The following is a 20,414-nucleotide window of genomic DNA, read 5'->3' on the forward strand; positions in this document are numbered from 1 at the left end:
TTCGCACTCTGGCGGCGTACCGCTCGCGAAAGGGAACCCATGCCGACCCAGCAGTCATCGCCCCCACAGGCTCTCGACACCGCCGTCCACGACCCCCGGCAGCGCCGCACGATCCTGGCCGCCGTCTGCACAGCGCTCATGGCGGTCATCGCCTCGGTCTCCGGGCTGAGCGTCGCGCAGCCGGAGCTGTCCGCGTCCTTCGGCGCCTCGCAGTCCGAGGTCTTGTGGATCATCAACATCTACACCCTCACCCTGGCCGCGCTGCTGCTGCCGCTCGGCGCGCTCGGCGACCGGCTGGGCCGTCGGCCGATGCTGCTGGCCGGCCTGCTCGCCTTCGGCGTCGCCAGCGCCGCGGCCGGTCTGGCCGGCTCGCCGGAGGTCATGCTCGGCGCCCGCTTCCTGAGCGGCGTCGGCGCGGCGATGATCATGCCGGTCACGCTCGCCGTCATCACCTCGACCTTCCCGGAGCAGGAGCGCGCCAAGGCGATCGGCGTCTGGACCGGCGTCGCCGGCGGCGGGGGCATCCTCGGCATGTTCCTGTCCGCGGCCCTGGTCGACCTCGCCAGCTGGCGGTGGCTGTTCGTGCTGCCGGTCGTGCTGGTCGCGGTGGCCGGCGCGCTGACGCTGCGGTCGATCCCGAACTCCCGCCAGAGCTCGGCGCACCGCTTCGACACGGTCGGCGCGCTGACCTCGATGGTCGCCGTGGTCGGGCTCGTGTACTTCCTGCACCAGGGCCCGGACAGCGGCTGGACCGCGCCCGCGACGCTGGTAAGCGCGCTGGTCGGGGTCGTCGGCGGTGCCGCGTTCGTGGTCTGGGAACTGCGGAGCGCGGCTCCCCTGCTCGACGTCCGCCTGTTCCGCCGGCGCGGACTGGCCGGCGGCTCGGTGTCGCTGCTGGCCACCTTCGGGGTGCAGGCGGGCATCTTCGTGGTACTCTTCCCCTTCTTCCAGGCCGTCCTGGGCTGGTCGGGGCTGCGCTCCACGCTGGCGATGATGCCGATGGCCCTGCTGATGATGGCCGCCTCCGGCCTCGCGCCCCGCCTGGCCCCGCGGATCGGCGGCCGCGCGACCATGGCCGCGGGCATCCTGGTGGGCGGCGGGGGCCTGGCCCTCATGGCCGCCCTGGTGTCGGTCGGCGGCGGCTACCTGTCGATCCTGCCCGGCATGCTCGCGATGGGCCTGGGCATGGGCCTGACGATGACCCCGGCGACCGAGGCCATCACCAGCTCCCTGCCGCGCGAGAGCCAGGGCGTCGGCTCCGCGCTCAACGACGTCACCCGCGAATTCGGGACGGCACTCGGCGTCGCCCTGCTCGGCGCGCTGGTCACCGACGGCTACCAGAGCGCCATCGGCCCCCGCCTCCACGCGGTTCCGGCGCACATCGCGGACACCGCACGCCAAGGCATCGCCAACGCCCTCGCCACCGCGCACGAAGCCGGCCCGCAAGCACAAGCGCTGACTCTCGCGGCCCGCGAGTCCTTCGTCAGCGGTTGGCAGAACGCGATGTGGGCCGGCGCGGCCGTGATGGGGATCGTGTTCCTGGTCATCGCGGTGCCGGGTTCGCGGCGGCGGTCCCGTATCAGAGCACGGTGAGCCGATCCACCACCAACTCCACCCTGCGCTCGACGTCCTCCGGCAGCAGCCGTCCGGCCCGGGTCAGGGTCACCAGACCGTGCAGCGCCGCCCAGAAGACCTCGGTGAACAGTCCCGGTTCGACGCCTTCCCCGGCGACCTCGCCGAGGCTTTCCAGCAGGGCGGCGAAGGCGTCCTTGAGCGGCGCCGGGGTCTCCTCGCTGGCGTAGGTCAGGCCGCCGTCGAGCTGGAACAGGGCGTCGTAGACCGCCGGGTTGCGTTCGGCGAAATCGAGATAGGCATAGGCCAGGGCGGTCACCCGGGCGCGCGGGCCGTCCACGGCGGCGGTCGCGGCGCGGATCGCCACGGCCATCTCGGTGGCCCCCTCGAGGGCGACGGCGCCGATGATCTCGCGCTTGCCCCGAAAGTGGCTGTAGAGGACCGGCTGGCTGTACTCGATGCGCTCGGCGAGCTGGCGGGTGGTGACCGCGTCCCAGCCCTGTTTTTCAGCGAGCTCGCGGGCTGTCGCGACGATGAGGCGTTCGCGCTGCGCCCGCTCGCGCTGCTTGCGTTCCTGGACCGACATGCCTCGATTCTAGCACCGCTAGACAATCGAGCAGCAGCAGTACTAGCGTTGCCTCATCAGCTAGCAACGCTAGATCCGGGGAGGATCCCATGTTCCACGCACTCGAGGTGTTCACGACCGTGGCCGTCGGCCTGATGGTGGGGGTGGAGTTCGCCGTCGCCGTCATCTTCAAGCGGATCCTCGACGCGCTGCCCGGCAACGCCGGCCAACTCGGCCACGCCCACGGGGGCCGGATGCTCGGCGCGGTGATGCCGTTCTGGTACATCGGCTCGGTCGTGCTCGTCGGGATCTGGGCCGCGGGCCACTGGCACCACCACGGCACCGGCCTGGTCGTCGCCGCCGGCGTGCTGCTGATCGTCAGCGTGATCATGTCGATCCTGCTGCTCGTCCCGATCAACAACCGGAACAAGACCTGGACGCCCGAGAACCGCCCCGCGGACTGGCAGCAGCAGTTGGACCGCTGGAACCGCTTCCACTACGTCCGCGTCGCCGACATCGTCGTCGCCTTCACCCTGCTGGTCGCCGCCCTGGTCTGAGCCGACGCGGACCCCGCCGGCCCGGGCCGACATCACCGAATCAACCCACGAACAACAGATCAGCCCACAAACTAAGGAGTCACCGATGACCGTGTACCTGAACCACACCATCGTCCCCGCCCGCGACCCGCAGGTCTCCGCGCATTTCCTGGCCGGGATCCTGGGCCTGGGCGTCAGCCCCCGGGTGGCGCACTTCACCCCGGTCACGCTGGGCAACGAAGTCAGCCTGGATTACGACCAGATGGAGGACTTCGAGCCACACCACTACGCGTTCATGGTCAGCGACGAGGAGTTCGACGCCGCGCTCGCCCGCATACAAAGCGGCGGGGTCACCCACTACGGCGACCCCCAATGCCGAGAGATCGGGCAGATCTACCGCAGCAAGCACATCGCGGGCCGCAGAGGCGTCTACTTCCGCGACCCCGACGGGCACCTCATGGAGATCCTCACCCCGGGTGCCACCGAGTCGTAAGGCCATGCAGGTCAAACACAAGACGACCTTGTAGGGCGCGTGGGGCAGGAAACGTAGTTCGAGTAGTCGTACCCTGAGCTGGGGCGTAGTGCCCGAGTCGGCGGCTCAGCGCCTGATTCGGACAGGCATCGGTCACGACCGTGGAACTGCTATGCAACACGTAGCTCCGTGGCGTGGCCTCGGCCGCGGGGTGCGGAGGCTCTGGCGCTCAATGCGGCGGCGGGCGGAGCAGGTCCTCGATTCAGTTCCCAGGCCGTGATCGTTGGGGAGGCTCCGTGGAACGCCCGCCTTCGCTGTCATGTTGGGCGTGCGGCCGGTTCACAGCCGCGACCGGCAACCCTCGGCCATCGGCTCACTGCGGGAAGCGGCAGCCGTGCTTGCCGGTACGTCCGGAACCACCATCCTGGCTTGAGGGCACCACGACGCGACGCCCGCCACCTGGCTGTACCGGGTGACGGGCGCGGCGTTCGCAGCAGGCGTGCTCAATCTCGCGGGACGATGACGACGGGGCAGTCCGCGTGCTGCACCAGGGCGTGCGCGACGGGGCCGATCCGCATGCCGTGCCGGCCGTCGCCGTGACGGCGGGCTCCGGCGACGATCAGGTCGGCGTGGCTGGTGGCGGCGATCAGCTCGGCGGCGGGGTTGCCCTCGGCGACCCGGTGGCTGACGCGGACGTCGGAGTACTTGCCGTGCCAGGTGTGCACGACGGCTTCCAGGGCGGCGTCGAGGTCGACCCTGGCCTGGGCGGCCGCACTTTGGATCTCGGCGGCTTCGTCGGCGTATTCGGTGACCCAGGACATGTCCCAGACGGTGACGGCCTCCAGGCGGGCGCCACGGCGGGCGGCTTCGTTGAAGGCGAAGTCCAGCAGGTCGTCGGCGGGGTCGTCGAGGTCCACGGCGACGAGGACGGCGTCGTGCGGATCGCGGTGCGGGCCACGCACCACCATGGTGGGAACGCAAGAGGCGGTGAGCGCGCGCATGGACACCGAGCCGAGCAGCAGGCCGGCGAAGCCGCCGCGGCCGCGGTTTCCGACGACGAGCAGGTCGGCGCCGCGGGCCGCAGTGGCCAAGGCCTCGGCGGCGCCGCCTGGTCCAGTCTTGGCTTCGACGTGCATGCCGGGGAAGAGGGAGCGCGCCGCCGCCGCCCCGTGCTCGGCGATCTTCTCGGCCGTCTGCTGGATAGCGAGCTCGACGCTGCCCGGGATGTAGGTCATCGGGGTCGTCGGGGGTATCCAGTCGAAGGCGTGGACGACGGTGAGCGAAGCGCCGCGCCAGGCGGCTTCACGCGCGGCGAGGATGAGGGCGCGTTCGCTGTGCGGCGTCTGGTCGTAGCCGACGACGACGGTGGACTTCATGACTCCTCCAAGAGTGACCAAGGTCTGTGGTTCCTCCGCTCTACGATCTCGCCGCGGACGTACCGGGATCAGAGCACGAGGACCTGCGAAAGCCCGGGTCCGAAGGCAGGTTCGGGCCCGGGCCGAAGGGCCCGGTTCAAAGCCGTCGGCGAAGGTGATCCGGGAGTCGATCCCGAGCTGCGTGTTGCCCACCCGTGGCGGTCAGGACCACGTCCATTCACGGATCTCGGGGAGATCCTCGCCGTGCTCGACGATCCAGACGCGGTGCCGCGCGCGGACGTCAACCATGAGCCGGAAGTACTCGTCGGCGAGCTGTTCCCGCGCCTGATCCGAGCTGGCTTGCTCGCGCTCAGCCTCGATCTCGGTCAGGCGCTGCCGGACATCGCTCAGCATCTCCTGGTGGCGGTTCCAGGCATACGCGTACGCCTCCTGCGGGCCCTCCAGGTGATCGAGCACATGCCCGAACCTGGACCGGACCGCATCGACGACATGGCCCAGCGAACTCTTGACGACACCGCCTCCCTGAACTCCGGCCCCGTATCACCCCGGCGAGGTGCGTTCACCGCGGGATACGGCCTCTCGCATTCAGCATCGCGGCGCGGTGCCTGGTGGATCAGGGCCGAACGACACGTGCTTGCCGGAGCTATCAGCGGATCCTGATGTGGTGGTGCCACGGCCCCGAGGCGTGCAGGGCTTTCGCCTCTGACGCGCACGCCGGATGTGTATGACCGTTGTGCCGAAGACACAAAGAATCTCGCCGGTCGGCGCTAGTCGACGCCCGGCCTGCCGTGGATGGAGCACTTTCATGAAGGCCTTGGTCATCGTCACGGTCGCCGTCGTCCTGCTGGCCCTGTTGGGGCTGGCCATGGCCCTGAAGATCGTCAGGCAGTACGAGCGCGGCGTGCTGTTCCGGTTCGGCCGGCTGAAGGGGACGAGGGAGCCGGGGCTGCGGGTCATCATCCCGTTCGTGGACGTCCTGCACCGGGTCTCCCTGCGCATCGTCACCATGCCGATCCAGTCCCAGGGCATCATCACCCGGGACAACGTCAGCGTGGACGTTTCGGCCGTGGCCTACTTCAGGGTCGTGGACGCGGTGAAGTCGGTCGTGGCGATCGAGAACGTGCACGCGGCGATCGACCAGATAGCCCAGACCACCCTGCGCAAGGTCGTCGGGCAGCACACCTTGGACCAGACTCTGTCGGAGACCGATCAGATCAACGTGGACATCCGCCAGATCCTGGACGTCAGCACCGCCGAGTGGGGCGTGGAGGTCACTCTCGTGGAGCTCAAGGACATCCAGCTGCCGGAGAGCATGAAGCGGGCGATGGCCAAGCAGGCCGAGGCCGAGCGGGAGAAGCGGGCGAAGATCATCAACGCCGAGGGCGAATCCCTCGCGGCCGCCGCGCTCGGGGAGGCCTCCGACGTCATGATGGCCCACCCGCTGGCCCTCCAACTGCGCAACCTACAAAGCCTGGTCGAGATCGGCGTGGATAAGAACAGCACCGTCGTCTTCCCCGCCCCGCTGATGACCACCATCGCCGAACTCGGCACCTTCCTCGCCCGCGAGACCGCCGCCGCCGGCCCCGCGCCGGCTCTGGTGCCGAGCCCCCGTGCGGCTGACACCACGGACGCTCTCACCACCGCCGCCGGGTAAGCGAAGCCCGGCGGAAGCCTGAAGGGAGTGGAGACGGAGATGGCTACCGGCGAATCCATAGAAGACGCTCCTCACGGCAGCGCTCCTGGCCGACGGCGCATCTATCTCGGCACGGCGCCGGTGTCTGGGTCTGGGTCTGGGTCTGGGTCTGGGTCTGGGTCTGGGTCTGGGTCAGCAAGACCTACGCGATGCCGGCCGAGGGGCAGCACCGCCGGGCCCGCGGCGCCGACGTCGGCATCGGCCTCGTCGAGCCACACGGACGGCGCCTGACCATGGTCATGGCCGACGGCCTGGAGGTGGTGCCGCGCCGCACGATGACGCACCGAAGCGCCACGGTCGAGGAGATGGACTTGGATCCGCTGTTGGCACACGCCCCTGCAGGCGGCACTCATCGGCGAACTCGCCCACACCGACATGCCCGGATGCCGGAACGCCAAGCGCTGGCAAGACGTCCAGGAGATCCTGGCCGCTGATATCGACGTGGTCACGACGCTGAACATCCGGCACTTGGAGTCCCTCGCGGACGTCGTATGGCCCGATCACCGGGATCCGGGCAGCAGGAGCGCCTGCTGGCCCGAGTGTGCGCACCAACCTCGCGGCTCAGGCCACGCGCCGCAGCCCGGCCGAACAGGCGCCGCGGATCAGCACCGCGGCGGTCGGAGCCAAGGTGGAGTTCGAGGCCCGCGACGCCGGCGGCGCGGCCGGAAGCCGACAGCACGCTACCGCTCACCCGCGCCCTGATCGAGGCCGTGGGCGGTATGCTCCGCAGCGCGCAATCCCAGGACGGAGACTTGACCGCCACCGTGGTACTTCCGTCCGCGGTTCCAACGCTGTCTGCCAAGCGATCTGAAACGCCGACCGGATCCAGGTTCACCGTGTCCCGAACGCCCCGACGTCGTGAGTCGCGATCAGTGACCTCGATGCATGCCAGGGCCCTGCCTGCGCGGTGCGCCACCGCCACCGTGGCACCGGCGGTGGCGCCGTCAGTGCCGTCAATAAAGCGGGTGCGAAAGGAACGCCGATGGCTTCACTGATTCCGATCTTCCTGGTCCTGTTGCTCGCCGCGACGTCGGTGTGGGGTGTACCAGGACGCCTCGGCCCACGTGGGGCGTGGTACCCCCGTCCGCTTCACCGCCGACTCCTTTGAAGTGAGCACGCCGATCGTGTGGGCGGTGGGGTGTCTGGTCCTGTGGGTGATCTTCATGCCCCTCTACCTCACGCGCCGGCAGCAAGTCGGCTGACCCGCGCTGGGCCGACACGAGGATGTCGGGATGTGCCTCGGCTACCCGGGCGACGGACTCGACGGCCTTCTCCAGGCCTCCGCCCGGCGACACCAGGCCGAACGTACTGGAAGTCGTCCAGGTGTCAGGCGAACGCGGTCTTCAGCGCCGCCCAGGCCACCTTCGGGTCCAGCATGCCCCGGTACATCGCCGGGATCTCCTTGTCCACGCCGAAGTGCCGATAGACGGCCGTCATCGCAGCGCGCACCGAATACTCGACGGTGAACACGACTCCTTCGGGGATCTCGACGAACTGTCCCAGGAAGGCGAAGTTCTGCGCGCCGTTCGGGACCACCTTGGGCCGGTCGGCGACGACCCGGCGCTGGAACTGCGCGTCGATGTACGGCATCTGGACCGTGGTGACCTTGGTGGTGGCGCGCACGTGGTCGGCGATGTCGTCGAAGCCCAGCTGGCCCAGCAACTCGTCCAGGACCTCGGCACCGGTGCAGGTGTCCATCGGCTTGGCCACGTAGTCGCCGTCCACACCGCCGAACAGCGCGTAGCCCCAGATCGTATAGGTGTCCGGGTCCTGGTTACGGAAGTGAGGCTGTGCCGGGACCACAATCGACAGCAACCACTTGGAGTCCTTGAACGTCATCAGCCCGCCTGTGCCGGGCTCGTTGCCGCTGTACTCAGCAATGCGGTCGATCAAGGTGCGGTCGGACATCGTGAGGGTAAAAGACTCCCACTTGGACTCCTCGATCGTCCCGCAGAACGCGACCGGCCGGCCGAAATCGGGGGCCTTCTTCGCCAGCGCCTCCCACAGCCGCCAGGATCCGTCGCGCCTTTCGCGAATCAGCTCCGGCACGGTGGTGCGGTCGCCGTAGGTCGCATCGGCGGTCATCGACCCGATGGTGAAGAACGCGTAGTCCTCCGGCCCCAGCTCGATCGTTTCCTCTCGGCCGTCACGCTCAACGTGGAGCGCGGTGACGCGGCGCGCCGTGGCGTCGGCGAAGTCCGCGTCGAGGACGGTGACGCCGTGCTCGAAGGTGACGCCGCGGGCTTCCAGCCAGGCCTGGATCGGCGCGACGATGGAGTCGTACTGGTTGTAGCGGGTCCGCCGGACGCCGGCCAGGGTGTGGATGCGGTCGAACTCCTGGATGAAGGCCAGGAAGTAGCGCTTGAGCTCGATCGCCGAGTGCCAGTTCTGGAACGCGAATGTGGTGCGCCACATCGCCCAGAAGTTGGTGTCGAAGAACCTGGGCTGGAAGAAGTCCTCGATGCGCTTGGCACCGATGAGCTTCTCTGGCAGCGCCAGCAGCCGGGTCAGGTCCGCCCGGTCGCGGGCGGTCAGGCCGAGGTCGGTGGCGTCGATGATGGAGTGGTCGGCGGCTATCAGACGGGCCTTGGAGTCCGAGGGGTGCTCGGCGTTGAAGGCGTGCATGTCCTCGCGGATGGTGACGTCCGGGTCATCCAGGGTCGGGATGGATTCCAGGAGGTTCCACAGGCAGACGTAGTGCTCGTCTTCCAGCATGCGGCCGCCGCGGGTGACGTAGCCGCCATCCGCGGTCGGCGCGTGCGCGCCGTCCAGCGACCCGCCGAGCAGCGGAAGCTGCTCGAGGATGTGGATGTTCTCCCCCGGCATTCCAGCGTCGCGGATCAGGAAGACCGCGGCGGACAGCGAAGCGATCCCGCCTCCGACCAGGTGGATCTGAGAGTTCGGACGTGCGGTCATAAACGGTCCTCCGGATCTGTTCGGACCGCCGCGTGTCAGGAATGAAGATCCGCGGCGGTGTCCTTGAACGCTAGATCGGCGAACAGCACGCGGTTCAGAGGCGGAGGACCGATCATGGCGGAACCTGAAGGCCCGGGCGGACCAGGGCCATTGGGCCCACCCTCCTTCGGGAGGATCGGCGGCCGCCGGAGCACGCGCCTGGTCAGCTCTGGTCCGAAACACCATGATCCGGGGATCTTCGGGGAACTCCTTGCAACCCGAGAGGGCGCCTTCGGTCAGCGCCTGCGCACCGCCGGGCTGCTCGGATCGATGGGCACGATCGGGGACTGCTTCGACAATTCGATGGTCGAGTCCTTCTTCAGCACCCTGCAACCGGAACTGCTCGACCGGCAGGCCCGGGCCACCCGCCAGGAACTCGCCAACGCGATCTTCGAGTACATCGAAGCCCGGTACAACCCACACCGCCGACACTCCACCATCGGAATGCTCAGCCCCGTACAGTTCGAACAAGCACACCTCGCTCACGCCATCGCGGCGTGAGCCACCGCAACCGTCCGGAAACCGGGGCAAGCTCAGTGAGGCGGCGGTGCATGGGCGGTACGGTCAGTGCGCCCACCATGCCGTCGGCGCCGTAGATGCCGAACATCAGACCGATCTGAGCCGGGGCGGCGCCGTGGCCGACCCCGTACGCTACAACCGGCCCGCTGGCCATGGGGCGCGCTCAGTTCGACGGCAAGGCGACCGACTGGTTCCACGGCGCACGGTCGAATGCGGAGGTGTTCAACCAGGTGCTGAACGCCGCGCAGATCAATGCGATCCCGGTGGCTCACTGATACACAGCCGGCGGCGGAGTGGGCACCGGCCCGAGCCGGTCGCCGATCCAGCGGGTGTAGATCGTCGTCCAGGTGCCGTTCGCCTTCATCTGCTCGAGCACGGCGTTGACGAAGCGGATGAAGTCGCCCTTGTTCTTCGGGAAGCCCAGGCCATGGCGTTCGTAAGTAAAGCGGGGGCCGACGATCTTTGTGTACGGGTCCTGAGACTGGATGCCGAGCAGGATCAGGTCCGTGGTGGAGATCGCGTCGATCTGGCCCTGCTGGAGCATCACCAGGCAGTCGGCCCAGTTGACCGCGCTGATCGGGATCACCCGGTACTTCGGGTCGGCGAGGGTCTGGATCGAGGTGGTGCCGGCCGCCGCGCAGACCTTCTTGCCGGTGAGGTCGCCGATGCCCTGGACCATCGAGGCCTGATTCACCAGCACACGCTGGCCGGCGTCGAAGTAGTCGGCGCTGAAGTCGGCCTGCTGCGCACGCTGGCAGTCGACGGTCAGGATGTCGGCGAGCAGGTCGACCGAGCCCTGTTGCAGCGCCGTCAACCGCTCGGCCTTGGTCAGCACCTTGTAGCGCACATGGCCCGGCGCTCCGAAGATCGACGTGGCGACCTGCTGGACGAAGTCGATGTCGAAGCCGACCAGCGGCGGGGCCGAGGGGTCGGCGGAGGGATTACGGTAGCCGAACAGGTAGCTGTCCTCATCGACGCCTGCGATCAGGTAGCCGCGCTGCTGGATCTTCGCCATCGTCGAGCCCGCCGGCATGGCGCCCGCGGCGGGCAACGGGCCCGTAGGACGCAGGGACGCGTCGCAGCCGGTCAGGGGCGGCGCCGGACTTTCGGTCATGGTCATGACGCCGTCGGGGATCGGGACGTCGGCCGGCGAGGCGGCACTGGCGGTGGCACCGGCACCGGCACCGGCACCGGCAGAAGTCGTCGGTGTTCCCGACCCGCAAGCCGCAACGCCGAGCGCCAGGCTCATCACCATCGCGGCGAGCGAAAGCCGCAATGGGGTCCGTCCCGTGTACCATGATCGACCCGGCTTTCTCATGCCCCTCACCGGTACTCCCTCAGCCGCTGATCCATGCCGAACGCACCCGTCGCGAAGGCGACCACTATCAAGGCCGCGGTCCCCGTCGCCAGCCCGCGCAGGTCCGATCCGGCCGTGTCGATCGCGGCGCGGTAGTCGGCCTCCTGCACGGCGATCGCTCCTTGCACATCGCCGTCAACACGCATGAACAACGTCCCGGTGCCCGGCTGCGCCCCTGTCGCCTGCGCGAGCGCCCGGACGTTCGCCGTGTTGTCTGCCTGCGGGCTGCTCGCTGCCTGCGCCAAGGCGCCGTGCGCGGCCTTCCAGTCCCGGTAGCCGGCTGTGGCGTCGGTGATGCCAGGGCCCTGGTCCGCGGCGAGCAGCGAGCCCAGCCGGGCGCCGACCGTCTGGTAGTCGCCCTCGTACGAGCCGACGTCCTCGCCGCGTGCGGCAAGGCTGAGCAGTTCGTCGCCGTGCGCCTGGAGCACGGCCAGATCGGTCGTGACCAGCGCGTTCGCCGACTGCCGATGCGTTCGGGCCGCGGCGGTGGCGCTGGTCGCGGCCGTCGAGACCGCCGTGGCCCAGATCGTGACGATGCCGACCAGCACGGTCGTCGCCACGAGCCCGAGGTTGAACCTGCGCCGGGTACGCCGCGCCACGAACAGCTGCGCTGGGACGAGGACGGCAAACGTGACTGCCGCGACGGCGAGCACGGTTTCGGGTCCGCGTACCGCAGCCGCGTCGGCCGCCAAGCGATCGTCCTCTATCCGGTGGACGGTCTGCGCGCCGGGCAGTAGATCGGTCCGCATCAAGGCGGAGGCCTCACGCAGGTACGCCGCGCCGACCGGCAGATCTTGGCGGGCGTCAGCCTGTGCGGTGCCGACGAGACCGGTGTAGACCGGGACGTCGGCGAGCAGGCGGCTCACTGCTGAGCGCAGGGTCGGCGGCGTATTTGACGGCGACGCACCAGAGGATTGCGATGCGCCAGCTGGCGGTGCTTCAGCGGACGTTGCAGTAGCCTGCGAGGCGCCGGCCTGGCCCCCGATCGCCGCCAGCCCGCTCGACACCTCGCGGATGTCCTGGTCGTATCGCTGAACGCCGCTGGCCTGCACCTGCGATCCGGACAGGAACACCATGGCGGCCGTCGCGTCGGCGTCGGACAGCGCGCGGTACACGTTCTCGGCGGCGACGGCCAACGGCTCGGCCGTCGTCCCGGCGTGGCCGATCGCGTCGGCGGCGGCGGCCGTCCCGAGATAAGTCGTCGTGCCGAGCGCCACGACGACCACCGCGACAGCCGCCGCGTACCAGCGCAACCCGGAGCGGGTACCCAGGCGCATCAGGCGAGTTCCGAACCCTGTGTCTCGGGCAGCCCGACGAGAGCCACGACCGCCAGCGCGTAGCCGACAGTGCCGTAGACCAGAGCGCCGCCGAGACCCCCGCTCCCGGCGGCGAATCCCACGGCGGTCGGGAAGAACGCGCCGACCGCACGGCCGACGTTGTACGTGAAGCTTTGGCCGGTACCGCGGATCGTCCGCGGATACAGCTCGGCGAGGTAGGCGCCGAACCCGCTGAAGATGGCCGAGAAACAGAACCCGAGCGGGAAGCCGAGGATCAGCAGCACGTGGTTCGCGCTCGTCGGGATGTGGATGTAGCTGTAGAGGATGGTGCCGCTGAGCACGCCGAACAGCCCGATGGCCCTGCGCCGCCCGATCAGGTCGGTCAGGTAGCCGCCGCACAGGTAGCCGAGGAAGGCACCGGCGATCAGCAGGCTGAGATAGGAGCCGGTGCCGACGACGGTCAGGTGCCGCTCGGTCTTGAGGTAGGTGGGCAGCCAGGTCGCGATCGTGTAGTAGCCACCTTGCACGCCGGTCGACATGAGCGTGGCGAACAGGGTGATGCGACCGCTGCGGCCCTCGAATATGCGCCAGAACGGAACGCGTGCCGCGGGCTCGGTCTTGCCCACCGGCGCGTCGACCACGTGGCGGCGGATGTAGAGCAGCGTCAGGCCCGGCAGCGCGCCGGTCCAGAACACGACGCGCCAGGACAGGCCGTGGCCCAGGTGGTCCAGCGAGAGCGTGGCCACGACCACGGCGACGGCCCAGCCGACCGCCCAGGAGGCCTGGACGAAGGCGACAGTGCGGCCCCGATACCGGGCCGAGGCGTATTCGGCCACGAGGACGGCTCCGGCTGCCCACTCCCCACCGAATCCGAGCCCTTGCAAAGCCCGGAAGGTCAGCAGCATCGGATAGCTGGAGGCGAATCCGCACAGCGCGGTGAACAGCGCGTACGTACCGACGGTGATCATCAGGGTTCGAGTACGGCCGATCCGGTCGATCAGCATCCCGGCCAGGATTCCGCCTATCGCCGAGACCACGAGCGTGACGGTGGTCAGCAGGCCGGACTGACCCTTGGTCAGGTGGAAGTACGCGGCGATCGCGGTCAGGCTCAGCGGCAGCACTTGGAAGTCGTAGGCGTCCAGGGCGTAGCCGCCGAACGCCCCGACGAAAGCGCGACGGCCGGGGACCGGCAGGGACCGGTACCAGGCGAACGGTCCATCCTCGGCTTCGCGGACGGTGGATGGTGCGGTGGGAAGTGCGGTCATGGAGCACCTCGTTGGCGGGAGGAGTCGATGGTGCGTTCCTGGGCTGTGCAGCGCGGTGCTCCACAATCTAAGGATTGTTCAACAATCATGCAAGAGTTCGAGCAGACAATATTCGGGCTCGGATTCGCTGATGCACGGCTGCACGGCTGCACGACTGCACGACTGCACGACTGCACGACTGCACGACTGCACCGAATCGCCGCTCAGGCGATCCGGTACTCCAGGTCGCGGGCGTCGGTGATGAACATGTGGCCGGGCTCGTGCGTGATCGCGAACGACGGGGCGGCCCTCATGACAGTGGTCTGCGACGTGACGCCGCAGGCCCAGAACACCGGGACGTCGCCGTCGGCGAGCTCCACCGGGTTGCCGAAGTCCGGCTTGCCCAGATCGGCGATGCCCAGCGCCTCGGGCGCGCCGATGTGCACCGGCGCTCCGTGCACCGCGGGCATCAGCGCCGTGACGGCGGCAGCCACGGCGACCGAGGCAGCGGGGATCGGACGCATCGAGACGACCAGCGGCCCGCTGAAACGGCCGGCACGCGCGCACTCGCGGTTCGTGACGTACATCGGCACGGTGACGTCCTGCTCCACGTGTCGCAACGGAATCCCCGCCTCCGACAACAGGGTCTCGAAGCTGAAGCTGCACCCGATCAGGAAGCTGACGAGGTCGTTGCGCCACAGGTCGACGACGTCGCGCGGGGTCGCCACCAGCAGCCCGTTCTGCCAGACCCGGTAGCCGGGCAGGTCGGTACGCAGGTCCGCGCCGGGCGCGAGCGCCGAGGTCCAGGAGCCGGGCTCGGTGACCTCCAGCAGCGGACAGGGCTTGGGATTGCGCTGCGCGAAAAGCAGCAGATCGTAGGCGCAGTCGCGGGGCAGGCACACGAGGTTCGCCTGGGTGTGCCCGGCGGCGAGACCGCTGGTCGGGCGCCGGTCGCCGGCGCGGAAGGCGGCTCGCCAGTGTGCGGGTGACGCGTCGGTGAGCAGTGGCGGTGGGAGTGGGACGAGTGGCGTAGTCGTCATAAGGGGCAATGTAAGTATTGTTCAACAATCCGGCAAGAGATACTCGGAGCGACACCGACAACGCAGAGGCAGTAGCGGCGGCGGGAGCAACTGCGCGCGAGTGAGCGAGGCCTACCTAGCGCGCAGGCGGGCAGGCACGCGGGCGCAGGCAAGCGCACGAACAGGCGCGGCCGGGCGGGCAGGCGAACAAACGGCCCGGCGAGCGGGCAGGGGGGCGGGCAGGCGAGCGCGAAGGCAGGCAGAAGCGAAGGCGAGGTCCGCGCCCAGCACCCACGCGCCTACTTCCGCTCGTCCCGCTCCAGCACGCCGGCGTAGGCGCCGACGAGTTCGGCCTCGGCGTCGTCGAGGTAGGTGGCCAGGTTGCGTTCAGCCGCTTCGAAGTCGCTGGCGTCGAGGAGGGCCACCAGTGCACGGTTGCCGGAGAGGTAGGGCTCGTGGAAGACGCGGGGGTTCGCCATCACGTGGAAGACCAGGCGGAGCTCGGCGAGGATGCCGTCCATGAACTCGTCCACGCGCTCGCTGCCCGCCAGGGAGGCCAGTGCCTTGTGGAAGCGGATGTTCGCGGTGCCGACGGCGTCCCAGCGGCCCTCGTGTGCGGCCTGTTCGCCGTCGGAGACCGCCTGACGTGCGCGGGTCAGGGCCTCGGTGGGGTCGCCGACGGGGCGGCGGACGGCCGCGCACTCCACGATCCGGCGGACGCGGTAGATCTCGGTGACGTCGTCGGCGGTCAGGGTGCGGACGAACACGCCGCGGTTGAGTTCGTGGACCAGCAGCCGTTCGTGGGTGAGCAGGCGGAAGGCCTCACGCAGCGTGTTGCGCGACACCGCCAGCGCCGCGCCGATCGCCTCCTCGGCCAGCCGCGTTCCCGGCGGCAGCTGCCCCTCGGCGATGCGGCCGCGCAGAATGCCGGCCACGAGGTCCGCGGTGCTGGTCCGCCCGAGCAGATGCCGGTCGTTGGCGAGATCGGAGAAGGCCGTCGCTGTTATGTCGGCGGACACCGCACCCCCAGTTCGTGCTTCATCGGTCATCGGATCTCGATTCGGATCCGGTCCGGATTCGAATCGCCGGATCGTTCTACGATATCCCCGTTCACCGCACCCGGAACCGCACCCGATCACCGGGCCGCAGTTGCCCCGCGCGATCGACGTCCTCGTCGACCACGACGGCGATCACCGGATACCCGCCGGTCACCGGGTGATCGGCGAGCAGCAGCACGGGCCGGCCCGACGGCGGCACCTGCAACGCGCCGCGCACCATGCCTTCCGGCGGCAGCTCCGCGGTCTCGGTGCGCCGCAGTTCGGGGCCGTCGAGCCGCACACCGATCCGGTTGGCCTCGGCGGTGACCAGGTACGGATCGGCGCCGAGAGTCCGCAACGCGTCCGGATCGAACCAGTCGGCACGCGGACCGGGCACGAGGCGCAGCACGACGTCTCCGTCAAGCCTGCGCACAGGGGCCTGATCCACCACCGGGAAACCCGTCGTCTCGCTCCCGATCGGAAGCACCGTCCCGGCGCGGACGGGCTCCGGCCCGAGCCCGCTGAGCGTGTCGGTGCTGCGCGCCCCCAGCACGGGCGGTACCGCCACGCCGCCGCGCACGGCGAGATACGTCCGCACGCCCTCGGCCGGCGTGCCGACGACGATCACCTCGCCGGGCCGCACAGCGATCGGCCCGTTCATCCCCATAGAACGTCCGCCGACGGTCACCGGGCACGGCGCCCCGGTCAGCGCGACGATGGCGGCGCCGTCAACGCGGAGACGTAAGCCGCCGAGAGTGAGTTCGAGGCCTGCGGCGCCCTCGGCGTTGCCGACGAGACGGTTGGCGAGCTGCAGACTCCCGCGATCAGCGGCCCCCGACGCCCCGACGCCCAGCGCGGCCAGCCCGCAGCGGCCGAGGTCCTGCACCGTGGTGAGCGGGCCGGGCGCGAGGATCACCAGTTCCGACTGGGTCATTGACGAAACTCCGACTCCGCAACGAAGCGCACCCTGACCCCGGGAGCGAACATCGCGGGAGGCTGACGCGCCGAATCCCACACCGCGACATCCGTGCGCCCCAACAGGTTCCAGCCGCCAGGCGACGCCTGGGGATAGACGGCCGCGTACCGGTCCGCGATAGCGACCGAACCGGCCGGCACCCGTATCCGCGGCACCGCACGCCGCGGCAACCACAACGCGTCGTCCAGACCGGTCAGATACCCGAACCCCGGCGCGAACCCGCAGAATGCAACCGTGTAAACAGGAGCGCAGTGCCGGGCGACGACCTCTGCGACACTCAGCCCCGCCAGCCGCGCGACGTCGTCCAGATCCTCGCCGTCGTAGCGCACCGGGATCTCCAGGACGTCGGCGTCCCCCACGCCCCCGGACCCGTCAGCCTCGTCGTCCATCGCCCGCGCGACCTCCCCGATCCGCTCGGCGAGCAGCCCCGACGAGGTGAGCGCGGGATCGAAACGAACCAGCACGGTCCGCGCGGCCGGAACGAACCCCAGCGCACCGGCCGGTTTGTCGCGCATCAGGGCCCGATAAAGCCGCGCGGGCTCGGGCGCCGCCTGCGCCGCCAGGTCGAGCTCGACCAACAGCGCTCGATCCCCCGCGTTCAGAAAGCGCATCGACCCTGCCCGTCCCGCAATGATGATGGACGCGACGAGCTCACACACACCTCACTGGGTCTCGGGACGCGACTGCGACACCACGAACCCTAACTATTGTTCAACAATCCTTCAAGGTACGTCACCGGCACAACGGCCACCGATGACCGGACCGCTCTGACCGGTGTGCCGGTCCAAGCAGGGGTGCCGTTAACGGATCGCCCACCTGACCCAAATGGCAGTGATCTCGCCGTGTGGCCTGCGGCTATTCGTCGACGGTGAGGTGTTCCAGGGCTTTGACCTTGTCGGCCTGGGTGGGTTTGCTGTAGATACGGACGGTCTCGACACGGGAGTGTCCGAGAAGTTCGGCGACGGTGACGAGGCCGGCGCCGCCTCGGACGAGCGAGGTGCCGAAGGTATGGCGAAGTACATGGGCGGTGGCCGGGTCCTCGAACCGGGCCGGAGCGGTGATCGCCGTGATGATCTCGCTCGCCCCGGTGGCCGACAGTCGTCGACCCGCGCGGTTGAGAAACAGCGCCGGACCGTCGGCGCCGACCCAACTGGCCCTTGCCTCAATCCACGTCGCGAGGGCCATTCGCAGCTGCGGCTTGAGCGGCACGGTGCGCACCTTGGCGCCCTTGCCGTACAGCCGTAGCTCCCCAATCCGCCGGGACATGCGCACGTCCTCAACGTCCAGCGCAACCACCTCGGAGATCCTGGCCCCGGCGTAAAACGGCACCCGTGCCAGCGCCTGGTCGCGCGGGGCGGGCCAACGCTCGACCTCGCGCAGGAACGCCACCCGGTCCGCGGGTTCCAGCGCCCGGGCGCCGAGTCCGGCAGTTCGGCACGCTTGGCATCCGCCGGGCCGAGTCCGAGTCGGGTGTAGAAGTCGTCGATGGCGGCCAGGGCGTTGTTCACGGTGGCCGGCTCGCGCTTGGCTACCGCCAGCAGGTGGGTGCGGTAGTCGCGGACCGCCCAGTCCCGGGCCGGCTTCTCGCCGAGCGGGTCGCCCTTGGCAGGGTAGGCGTCGAGCCACACCAGAAACTGGCACACCTTCGACAGGTACGTGCGTCGGGTCTGCGCCGAAAGCGGCACCAGGTCCAACTGCTCGGCGTACGCCTGGAGCACCGTGCCGAAGCGGCCCGGGACCACAGTCGGCTGCCGGCCGCGGCGAGGCGCAAGGACCAGCCCCCTGTTCTCTAAACCTGATTCCGGGCCCTGCGGACCGCTCGTGAGCGTGTTCTCTAAACCCATAGCAGGAGTCCGCTTTGGAGAATCAGTATTCTCTAAACCTTGTTGAAGCGCAGAGTCTTTCGCCTCGCGGCCGGTTCTGGCCTTCGCGCAGCCCGTCCGGGGCGGGCGGGCTGCGCAGGCGGGGCCGTCACACGTTGAGAGTGTCGGTTGCCTGGGGCTCGTGATGGGGGTCGGTCGTGGTGGCGGCTGGGCGCAGTCCGGCCGGAGCATGGTGGTCGCGCGATGTTCCCGCGCCATGGTGCCCCCGTCCCGGGCGACGACCTTCGCGGTCACCCGGGCCCCGATCGCTTCCTTGTTCAGCTCCGCAGCTCGTAGATCAGGTTGAATGGGGTCTCGATCGCCCGGCGGAAGTGCTTGTAGCCCGCCTCGACGGCTACTTCACGGGTCCGCGCCTCGCCTGCTCCGGCGCCGAGCGCTCGACCGACCGGCTGCGCCTGCGAGGCGGGCACGCAGATCAGCGAAGAGGCTCCGTAGAAGGCCCGGCCGAGCGGGTTCAGGTTGTCGGCGAGGCTATCCTCCGCGTGCGGTTCGACCAGCATCACCACGCCCCCTTCCGCCAGCCGCGTCCGGCAGTGGGAGAGCACCCCGACCGGGTCGCCCATGTCGTGCAGGCAGTCGAAGAAGGTGATCAGGTCGTACGGGCCGCCGCCGAAGTCAGCTGCCCCGGCCACTTCGAAGTCGGTCCGTTTGGCCAGGCCGTCCCCCTTCGCCAGATCGCTGGCCTTCTCGATCGAGGGCGGGTGGGAGTCGAAGCCGGTGAACTGGGAGGCGGGAAAGGCCTGCGCCATCAGCATCGTGGAGTAGCCGAACCCGCAGCCGATGTCGGCGACGCTGGCCCCGGTGCGCAAACGCTCCACCGTGCCGTCCAGGGCCGGCAGCCATTCCTGCACCAGGTGCGCCGCGTAGCCGGGCCGGAAGAATCGGGCGGTGCCGGCGAACAGGTCCGGTTGGTGCTGCTCCCAGCCGACGCCGCCGCCCTCGACGAAGGCACGCTCCAGCTTCTCGCGGGTCTCGTGCTGAGCTGCCGCCATGAATGACTGGAAGCCACCGAGCATGAAGAAGGGGCTGTCTTCGTCGCAGAAGGCTGCCACCTGCTCCGGGGTGAGCCGGAATCGCCCGTCCTGTTCGAGGGCGACGTAGCCGCTGGCTGCCATCGCAGCCAGCCACTCGCGCACGTTGCGCTCCTGCGTGCCGGTCTTCCCGGCCAGCTCCGTGGTGGTGAGGGGTTTTCCGTCGGCCATTGCCCGGAAGAGCCCAAGGTGGTCCCCGATGGCGAGCAGCGGCGCGATAGTCACCGCGCCCAGGTCGATGATGACCCGGCCGAGCAGGCTCTCCAGCGCGTTCTCGTCGAGCGTCATATCCCGGACGACGTCCAGGTTGACGAAGCGCGGCGCCCCGATGCATGCCTCCTGCATCTCCTCGGCGAGGTGCCGGGTCTCGGGCAGGTCGCTGTTCTTCATCGCCTCCTCATAGGAGGCAAACTCCACAATCTGCATGTAGTGCGAGGGCTTCTCGCGGTCCTTGCCGATCGTGGCGTGGTGGGCGGTCCGCTTGCCCTGGGTGATCCGCAGCCACTCGTCCATGATCCGGTCGACGTGGTCGGACTCGGTGGTTTCGTATTCAATGACCTGCATGAATGTCATGCTGATCAACCCCTTTCGGAGGTACAGGAACAGCGTCCCGTTCGCACCGAATTACCACAACTCGACGAGTCTGGGGGCTCCTGCTTGGGGCAGAGGCTCGCGCCGTCGTCACGCACATAATGACCAACGACCGTTGCTTCGTCTCTTCGGCCACCCCAGTCACACCGGCAACGATCTACGGCTGCCGTACCTGTGACTTCAAAATAAGGAAAGGTCACAGTGGGCTCGGCGGTTTAGTACTGCAGCCGCACTTGTTGTGACGTGTGGCGTTGCTGCTCGTTAGCGGTGTGTGGATCACGTTGCGGTTGCTGCCGACGTCCTGGAGCGCA

The 20,414-nt window shown here is 69.1% G+C and carries 21 protein-coding genes; 8 read left to right on the top strand and 13 right to left on the bottom strand.

The window, feature by feature from the left end; translation table 11 throughout:
• The first annotated feature begins 39 nt into the window (after nucleotides 1–39).
• Nucleotides 40–1,593, top strand: a complete 1,554-nt coding sequence (locus ABH926_RS48385) for an MFS transporter (RefSeq protein ID WP_370374165.1) — start codon at nucleotides 40–42, stop codon at nucleotides 1,591–1,593.
• On the opposite strand, the gene ABH926_RS48390 is transcribed toward ABH926_RS48385, so the two are convergent.
• The gene (locus ABH926_RS48390) at nucleotides 1,580–2,158 is read right to left on the bottom strand and encodes a TetR/AcrR family transcriptional regulator (RefSeq protein WP_370374166.1); all 579 of its coding nucleotides are present in this window, start codon (nucleotides 2,156–2,158) and stop codon (nucleotides 1,580–1,582) included. The genes ABH926_RS48385 and ABH926_RS48390 overlap by 14 nt on opposite strands.
• Before the next feature lie 89 nt (nucleotides 2,159–2,247).
• Between ABH926_RS48390 and ABH926_RS48395 the strand changes: the two genes are divergently transcribed.
• The gene (locus tag ABH926_RS48395) at nucleotides 2,248–2,694 is read left to right on the top strand and encodes an anthrone oxygenase family protein (RefSeq protein WP_370374167.1); all 447 of its coding nucleotides are present in this window, start codon (nucleotides 2,248–2,250) and stop codon (nucleotides 2,692–2,694) included.
• Between the two features lie 85 nt (nucleotides 2,695–2,779).
• Nucleotides 2,780–3,166 carry a VOC family protein gene (locus ABH926_RS48400; RefSeq protein WP_370374168.1) on the top strand — a complete coding sequence of 129 codons (387 nt, stop codon included), beginning with the start codon at nucleotides 2,780–2,782 and terminating at the stop codon, nucleotides 3,164–3,166.
• 482 nt (nucleotides 3,167–3,648) lie between these two features.
• Here the strand turns inward: ABH926_RS48400 and ABH926_RS48405 are convergent, their stop codons facing one another.
• Both ABH926_RS48405 and ABH926_RS48410 read right to left on the bottom strand, forming a co-directional pair.
• A complete protein-coding gene (locus ABH926_RS48405) occupies nucleotides 3,649–4,521 on the bottom strand; it encodes a universal stress protein (protein WP_370374169.1) in 873 nt (290 codons plus the stop codon).
• Between the two features lie 201 nt (nucleotides 4,522–4,722).
• The gene (locus ABH926_RS48410; protein WP_370374170.1) at nucleotides 4,723–4,977 is read right to left on the bottom strand and encodes a hypothetical protein; all 255 of its coding nucleotides are present in this window, start codon (nucleotides 4,975–4,977) and stop codon (nucleotides 4,723–4,725) included.
• A gap of 349 nt (nucleotides 4,978–5,326) precedes the next feature.
• Between ABH926_RS48410 and ABH926_RS48415 the strand changes: the two genes are divergently transcribed.
• From ABH926_RS48415 to ABH926_RS48425, 3 genes are all read left to right on the top strand, one after another.
• Nucleotides 5,327–6,175: a slipin family protein gene (locus tag ABH926_RS48415; protein WP_370374171.1), complete on the top strand. Its 849-nt coding sequence runs from the start codon at nucleotides 5,327–5,329 to the stop codon at nucleotides 6,173–6,175.
• A gap of 188 nt (nucleotides 6,176–6,363) precedes the next feature.
• On the top strand, nucleotides 6,364–6,648 hold the full coding sequence (locus tag ABH926_RS48420) for a hypothetical protein (protein WP_370374172.1): 285 nt from the start codon (nucleotides 6,364–6,366) through the stop codon (nucleotides 6,646–6,648).
• A complete protein-coding gene (locus tag ABH926_RS48425; protein ID WP_370374173.1) occupies nucleotides 6,590–6,916 on the top strand; it encodes a hypothetical protein in 327 nt (108 codons plus the stop codon). Before ABH926_RS48420 ends, ABH926_RS48425 begins: the two co-directional genes overlap by 59 nt.
• A 624-nt stretch (nucleotides 6,917–7,540) precedes the next feature.
• Here ABH926_RS48425 and ABH926_RS48430 read toward each other — a convergent pair.
• The gene (locus ABH926_RS48430) at nucleotides 7,541–9,130 is read right to left on the bottom strand and encodes an oleate hydratase (RefSeq protein ID WP_370374174.1); all 1,590 of its coding nucleotides are present in this window, start codon (nucleotides 9,128–9,130) and stop codon (nucleotides 7,541–7,543) included.
• A gap of 309 nt (nucleotides 9,131–9,439) precedes the next feature.
• On the opposite strand from ABH926_RS48430, the gene ABH926_RS48435 reads away from it, so the two are divergent.
• Both ABH926_RS48435 and ABH926_RS48440 read left to right on the top strand, forming a co-directional pair.
• Complete coding sequence (locus ABH926_RS48435) at nucleotides 9,440–9,670, top strand: IS3 family transposase (protein WP_370374175.1); 231 nt, start codon at nucleotides 9,440–9,442, stop codon at nucleotides 9,668–9,670.
• 170 nt (nucleotides 9,671–9,840) lie between these two features.
• Nucleotides 9,841–9,963, top strand: a complete 123-nt coding sequence (locus ABH926_RS48440) for a hypothetical protein (RefSeq protein ID WP_370374176.1) — start codon at nucleotides 9,841–9,843, stop codon at nucleotides 9,961–9,963.
• Here ABH926_RS48440 and ABH926_RS48445 read toward each other — a convergent pair.
• The 9 genes from ABH926_RS48445 to ABH926_RS48485 all read right to left on the bottom strand — a co-directional run bounded on the left by ABH926_RS48445 (nucleotide 9,957) and on the right by ABH926_RS48485 (nucleotide 19,800).
• Nucleotides 9,957–10,943: a glutamate ABC transporter substrate-binding protein gene (locus ABH926_RS48445; RefSeq protein ID WP_370374177.1), complete on the bottom strand. Its 987-nt coding sequence runs from the start codon at nucleotides 10,941–10,943 to the stop codon at nucleotides 9,957–9,959. The two genes, ABH926_RS48440 and ABH926_RS48445, sit on opposite strands and share 7 nt — an antisense overlap.
• 68 nt (nucleotides 10,944–11,011) lie before the next feature.
• Complete coding sequence (locus tag ABH926_RS48450; RefSeq protein WP_370374178.1) at nucleotides 11,012–12,322, bottom strand: hypothetical protein; 1,311 nt, start codon at nucleotides 12,320–12,322, stop codon at nucleotides 11,012–11,014.
• Nucleotides 12,322–13,587 (bottom strand): MFS transporter, encoded by a 1,266-nt coding sequence (locus tag ABH926_RS48455; RefSeq protein ID WP_370374179.1) that lies wholly within the window; start codon nucleotides 13,585–13,587, stop codon nucleotides 12,322–12,324. The genes ABH926_RS48450 and ABH926_RS48455 overlap by 1 nt, the downstream gene beginning before the upstream one ends.
• A 203-nt stretch (nucleotides 13,588–13,790) precedes the next feature.
• A complete protein-coding gene (locus tag ABH926_RS48460) occupies nucleotides 13,791–14,606 on the bottom strand; it encodes a putative hydro-lyase (RefSeq protein WP_370374180.1) in 816 nt (271 codons plus the stop codon).
• 278 nt (nucleotides 14,607–14,884) lie between these two features.
• A complete protein-coding gene (locus ABH926_RS48465) occupies nucleotides 14,885–15,634 on the bottom strand; it encodes a GntR family transcriptional regulator (RefSeq protein WP_370374181.1) in 750 nt (249 codons plus the stop codon).
• Between the two features lie 61 nt (nucleotides 15,635–15,695).
• Nucleotides 15,696–16,556 (bottom strand): biotin-dependent carboxyltransferase family protein, encoded by an 861-nt coding sequence (locus ABH926_RS48470; protein WP_370374182.1) that lies wholly within the window; start codon nucleotides 16,554–16,556, stop codon nucleotides 15,696–15,698.
• Nucleotides 16,553–17,209: an allophanate hydrolase subunit 1 gene (locus ABH926_RS48475; RefSeq protein WP_370374183.1), complete on the bottom strand. Its 657-nt coding sequence runs from the start codon at nucleotides 17,207–17,209 to the stop codon at nucleotides 16,553–16,555. Before ABH926_RS48475 ends, ABH926_RS48470 begins: the two co-directional genes overlap by 4 nt.
• 244 nt (nucleotides 17,210–17,453) lie before the next feature.
• On the bottom strand, nucleotides 17,454–17,987 hold the full coding sequence (locus tag ABH926_RS48480) for a tyrosine-type recombinase/integrase (protein WP_370374184.1): 534 nt from the start codon (nucleotides 17,985–17,987) through the stop codon (nucleotides 17,454–17,456).
• A 751-nt stretch (nucleotides 17,988–18,738) separates the two neighbouring features.
• Nucleotides 18,739–19,800, bottom strand: a complete 1,062-nt coding sequence (locus ABH926_RS48485) for a methyltransferase domain-containing protein (RefSeq protein ID WP_370374187.1) — start codon at nucleotides 19,798–19,800, stop codon at nucleotides 18,739–18,741.
• Between the last annotated feature and the right edge of the window lie 614 nt (nucleotides 19,801–20,414).

Origin of the sequence: Catenulispora sp. GP43 (genome assembly GCF_041260665.1) — a bacterium.
In the GTDB taxonomy this organism is placed as follows: domain Bacteria; phylum Actinomycetota; class Actinomycetes; order Streptomycetales; family Catenulisporaceae; genus Catenulispora.

Excerpts from the sequence above, each read along its gene's own strand:
- ABH926_RS48385 (WP_370374165.1), top strand. The coding sequence starts at position 40 with ATGCCGACCCAGCAGTCATCGCCCCCACAGGCTCTCGACACCGCCGTC.
- ABH926_RS48390 (WP_370374166.1), bottom strand. The coding sequence starts at position 2,158 with ATGTCGGTCCAGGAACGCAAGCAGCGCGAGCGGGCGCAGCGCGAACGC.
- ABH926_RS48395 (WP_370374167.1), top strand. The coding sequence starts at position 2,248 with ATGTTCCACGCACTCGAGGTGTTCACGACCGTGGCCGTCGGCCTGATG.
- ABH926_RS48400 (WP_370374168.1), top strand. The coding sequence starts at position 2,780 with ATGACCGTGTACCTGAACCACACCATCGTCCCCGCCCGCGACCCGCAG.
- ABH926_RS48405 (WP_370374169.1), bottom strand. The coding sequence starts at position 4,521 with ATGAAGTCCACCGTCGTCGTCGGCTACGACCAGACGCCGCACAGCGAA.
- ABH926_RS48415 (WP_370374171.1), top strand. The coding sequence starts at position 5,327 with ATGAAGGCCTTGGTCATCGTCACGGTCGCCGTCGTCCTGCTGGCCCTG.
- ABH926_RS48420 (WP_370374172.1), top strand. The coding sequence starts at position 6,364 with ATGCCGGCCGAGGGGCAGCACCGCCGGGCCCGCGGCGCCGACGTCGGC.
- ABH926_RS48425 (WP_370374173.1), top strand. The coding sequence starts at position 6,590 with ATGCCCGGATGCCGGAACGCCAAGCGCTGGCAAGACGTCCAGGAGATC.
- ABH926_RS48430 (WP_370374174.1), bottom strand. The coding sequence starts at position 9,130 with ATGACCGCACGTCCGAACTCTCAGATCCACCTGGTCGGAGGCGGGATC.
- ABH926_RS48435 (WP_370374175.1), top strand. The coding sequence starts at position 9,440 with ATGGGCACGATCGGGGACTGCTTCGACAATTCGATGGTCGAGTCCTTC.
- ABH926_RS48440 (WP_370374176.1), top strand. The coding sequence starts at position 9,841 with ATGGGGCGCGCTCAGTTCGACGGCAAGGCGACCGACTGGTTCCACGGC.
- ABH926_RS48445 (WP_370374177.1), bottom strand. The coding sequence starts at position 10,943 with ATGGTGATGAGCCTGGCGCTCGGCGTTGCGGCTTGCGGGTCGGGAACA.
- ABH926_RS48450 (WP_370374178.1), bottom strand. The coding sequence starts at position 12,322 with ATGCGCCTGGGTACCCGCTCCGGGTTGCGCTGGTACGCGGCGGCTGTC.
- ABH926_RS48455 (WP_370374179.1), bottom strand. The coding sequence starts at position 13,587 with ATGACCGCACTTCCCACCGCACCATCCACCGTCCGCGAAGCCGAGGAT.
- ABH926_RS48460 (WP_370374180.1), bottom strand. The coding sequence starts at position 14,606 with ATGACGACTACGCCACTCGTCCCACTCCCACCGCCACTGCTCACCGAC.
- ABH926_RS48465 (WP_370374181.1), bottom strand. The coding sequence starts at position 15,634 with ATGACCGATGAAGCACGAACTGGGGGTGCGGTGTCCGCCGACATAACA.
- ABH926_RS48470 (WP_370374182.1), bottom strand. The coding sequence starts at position 16,556 with ATGACCCAGTCGGAACTGGTGATCCTCGCGCCCGGCCCGCTCACCACG.
- ABH926_RS48475 (WP_370374183.1), bottom strand. The coding sequence starts at position 17,209 with ATGCGCTTTCTGAACGCGGGGGATCGAGCGCTGTTGGTCGAGCTCGAC.
- ABH926_RS48485 (WP_370374187.1), bottom strand. The coding sequence starts at position 19,800 with ATGACGCTCGACGAGAACGCGCTGGAGAGCCTGCTCGGCCGGGTCATC.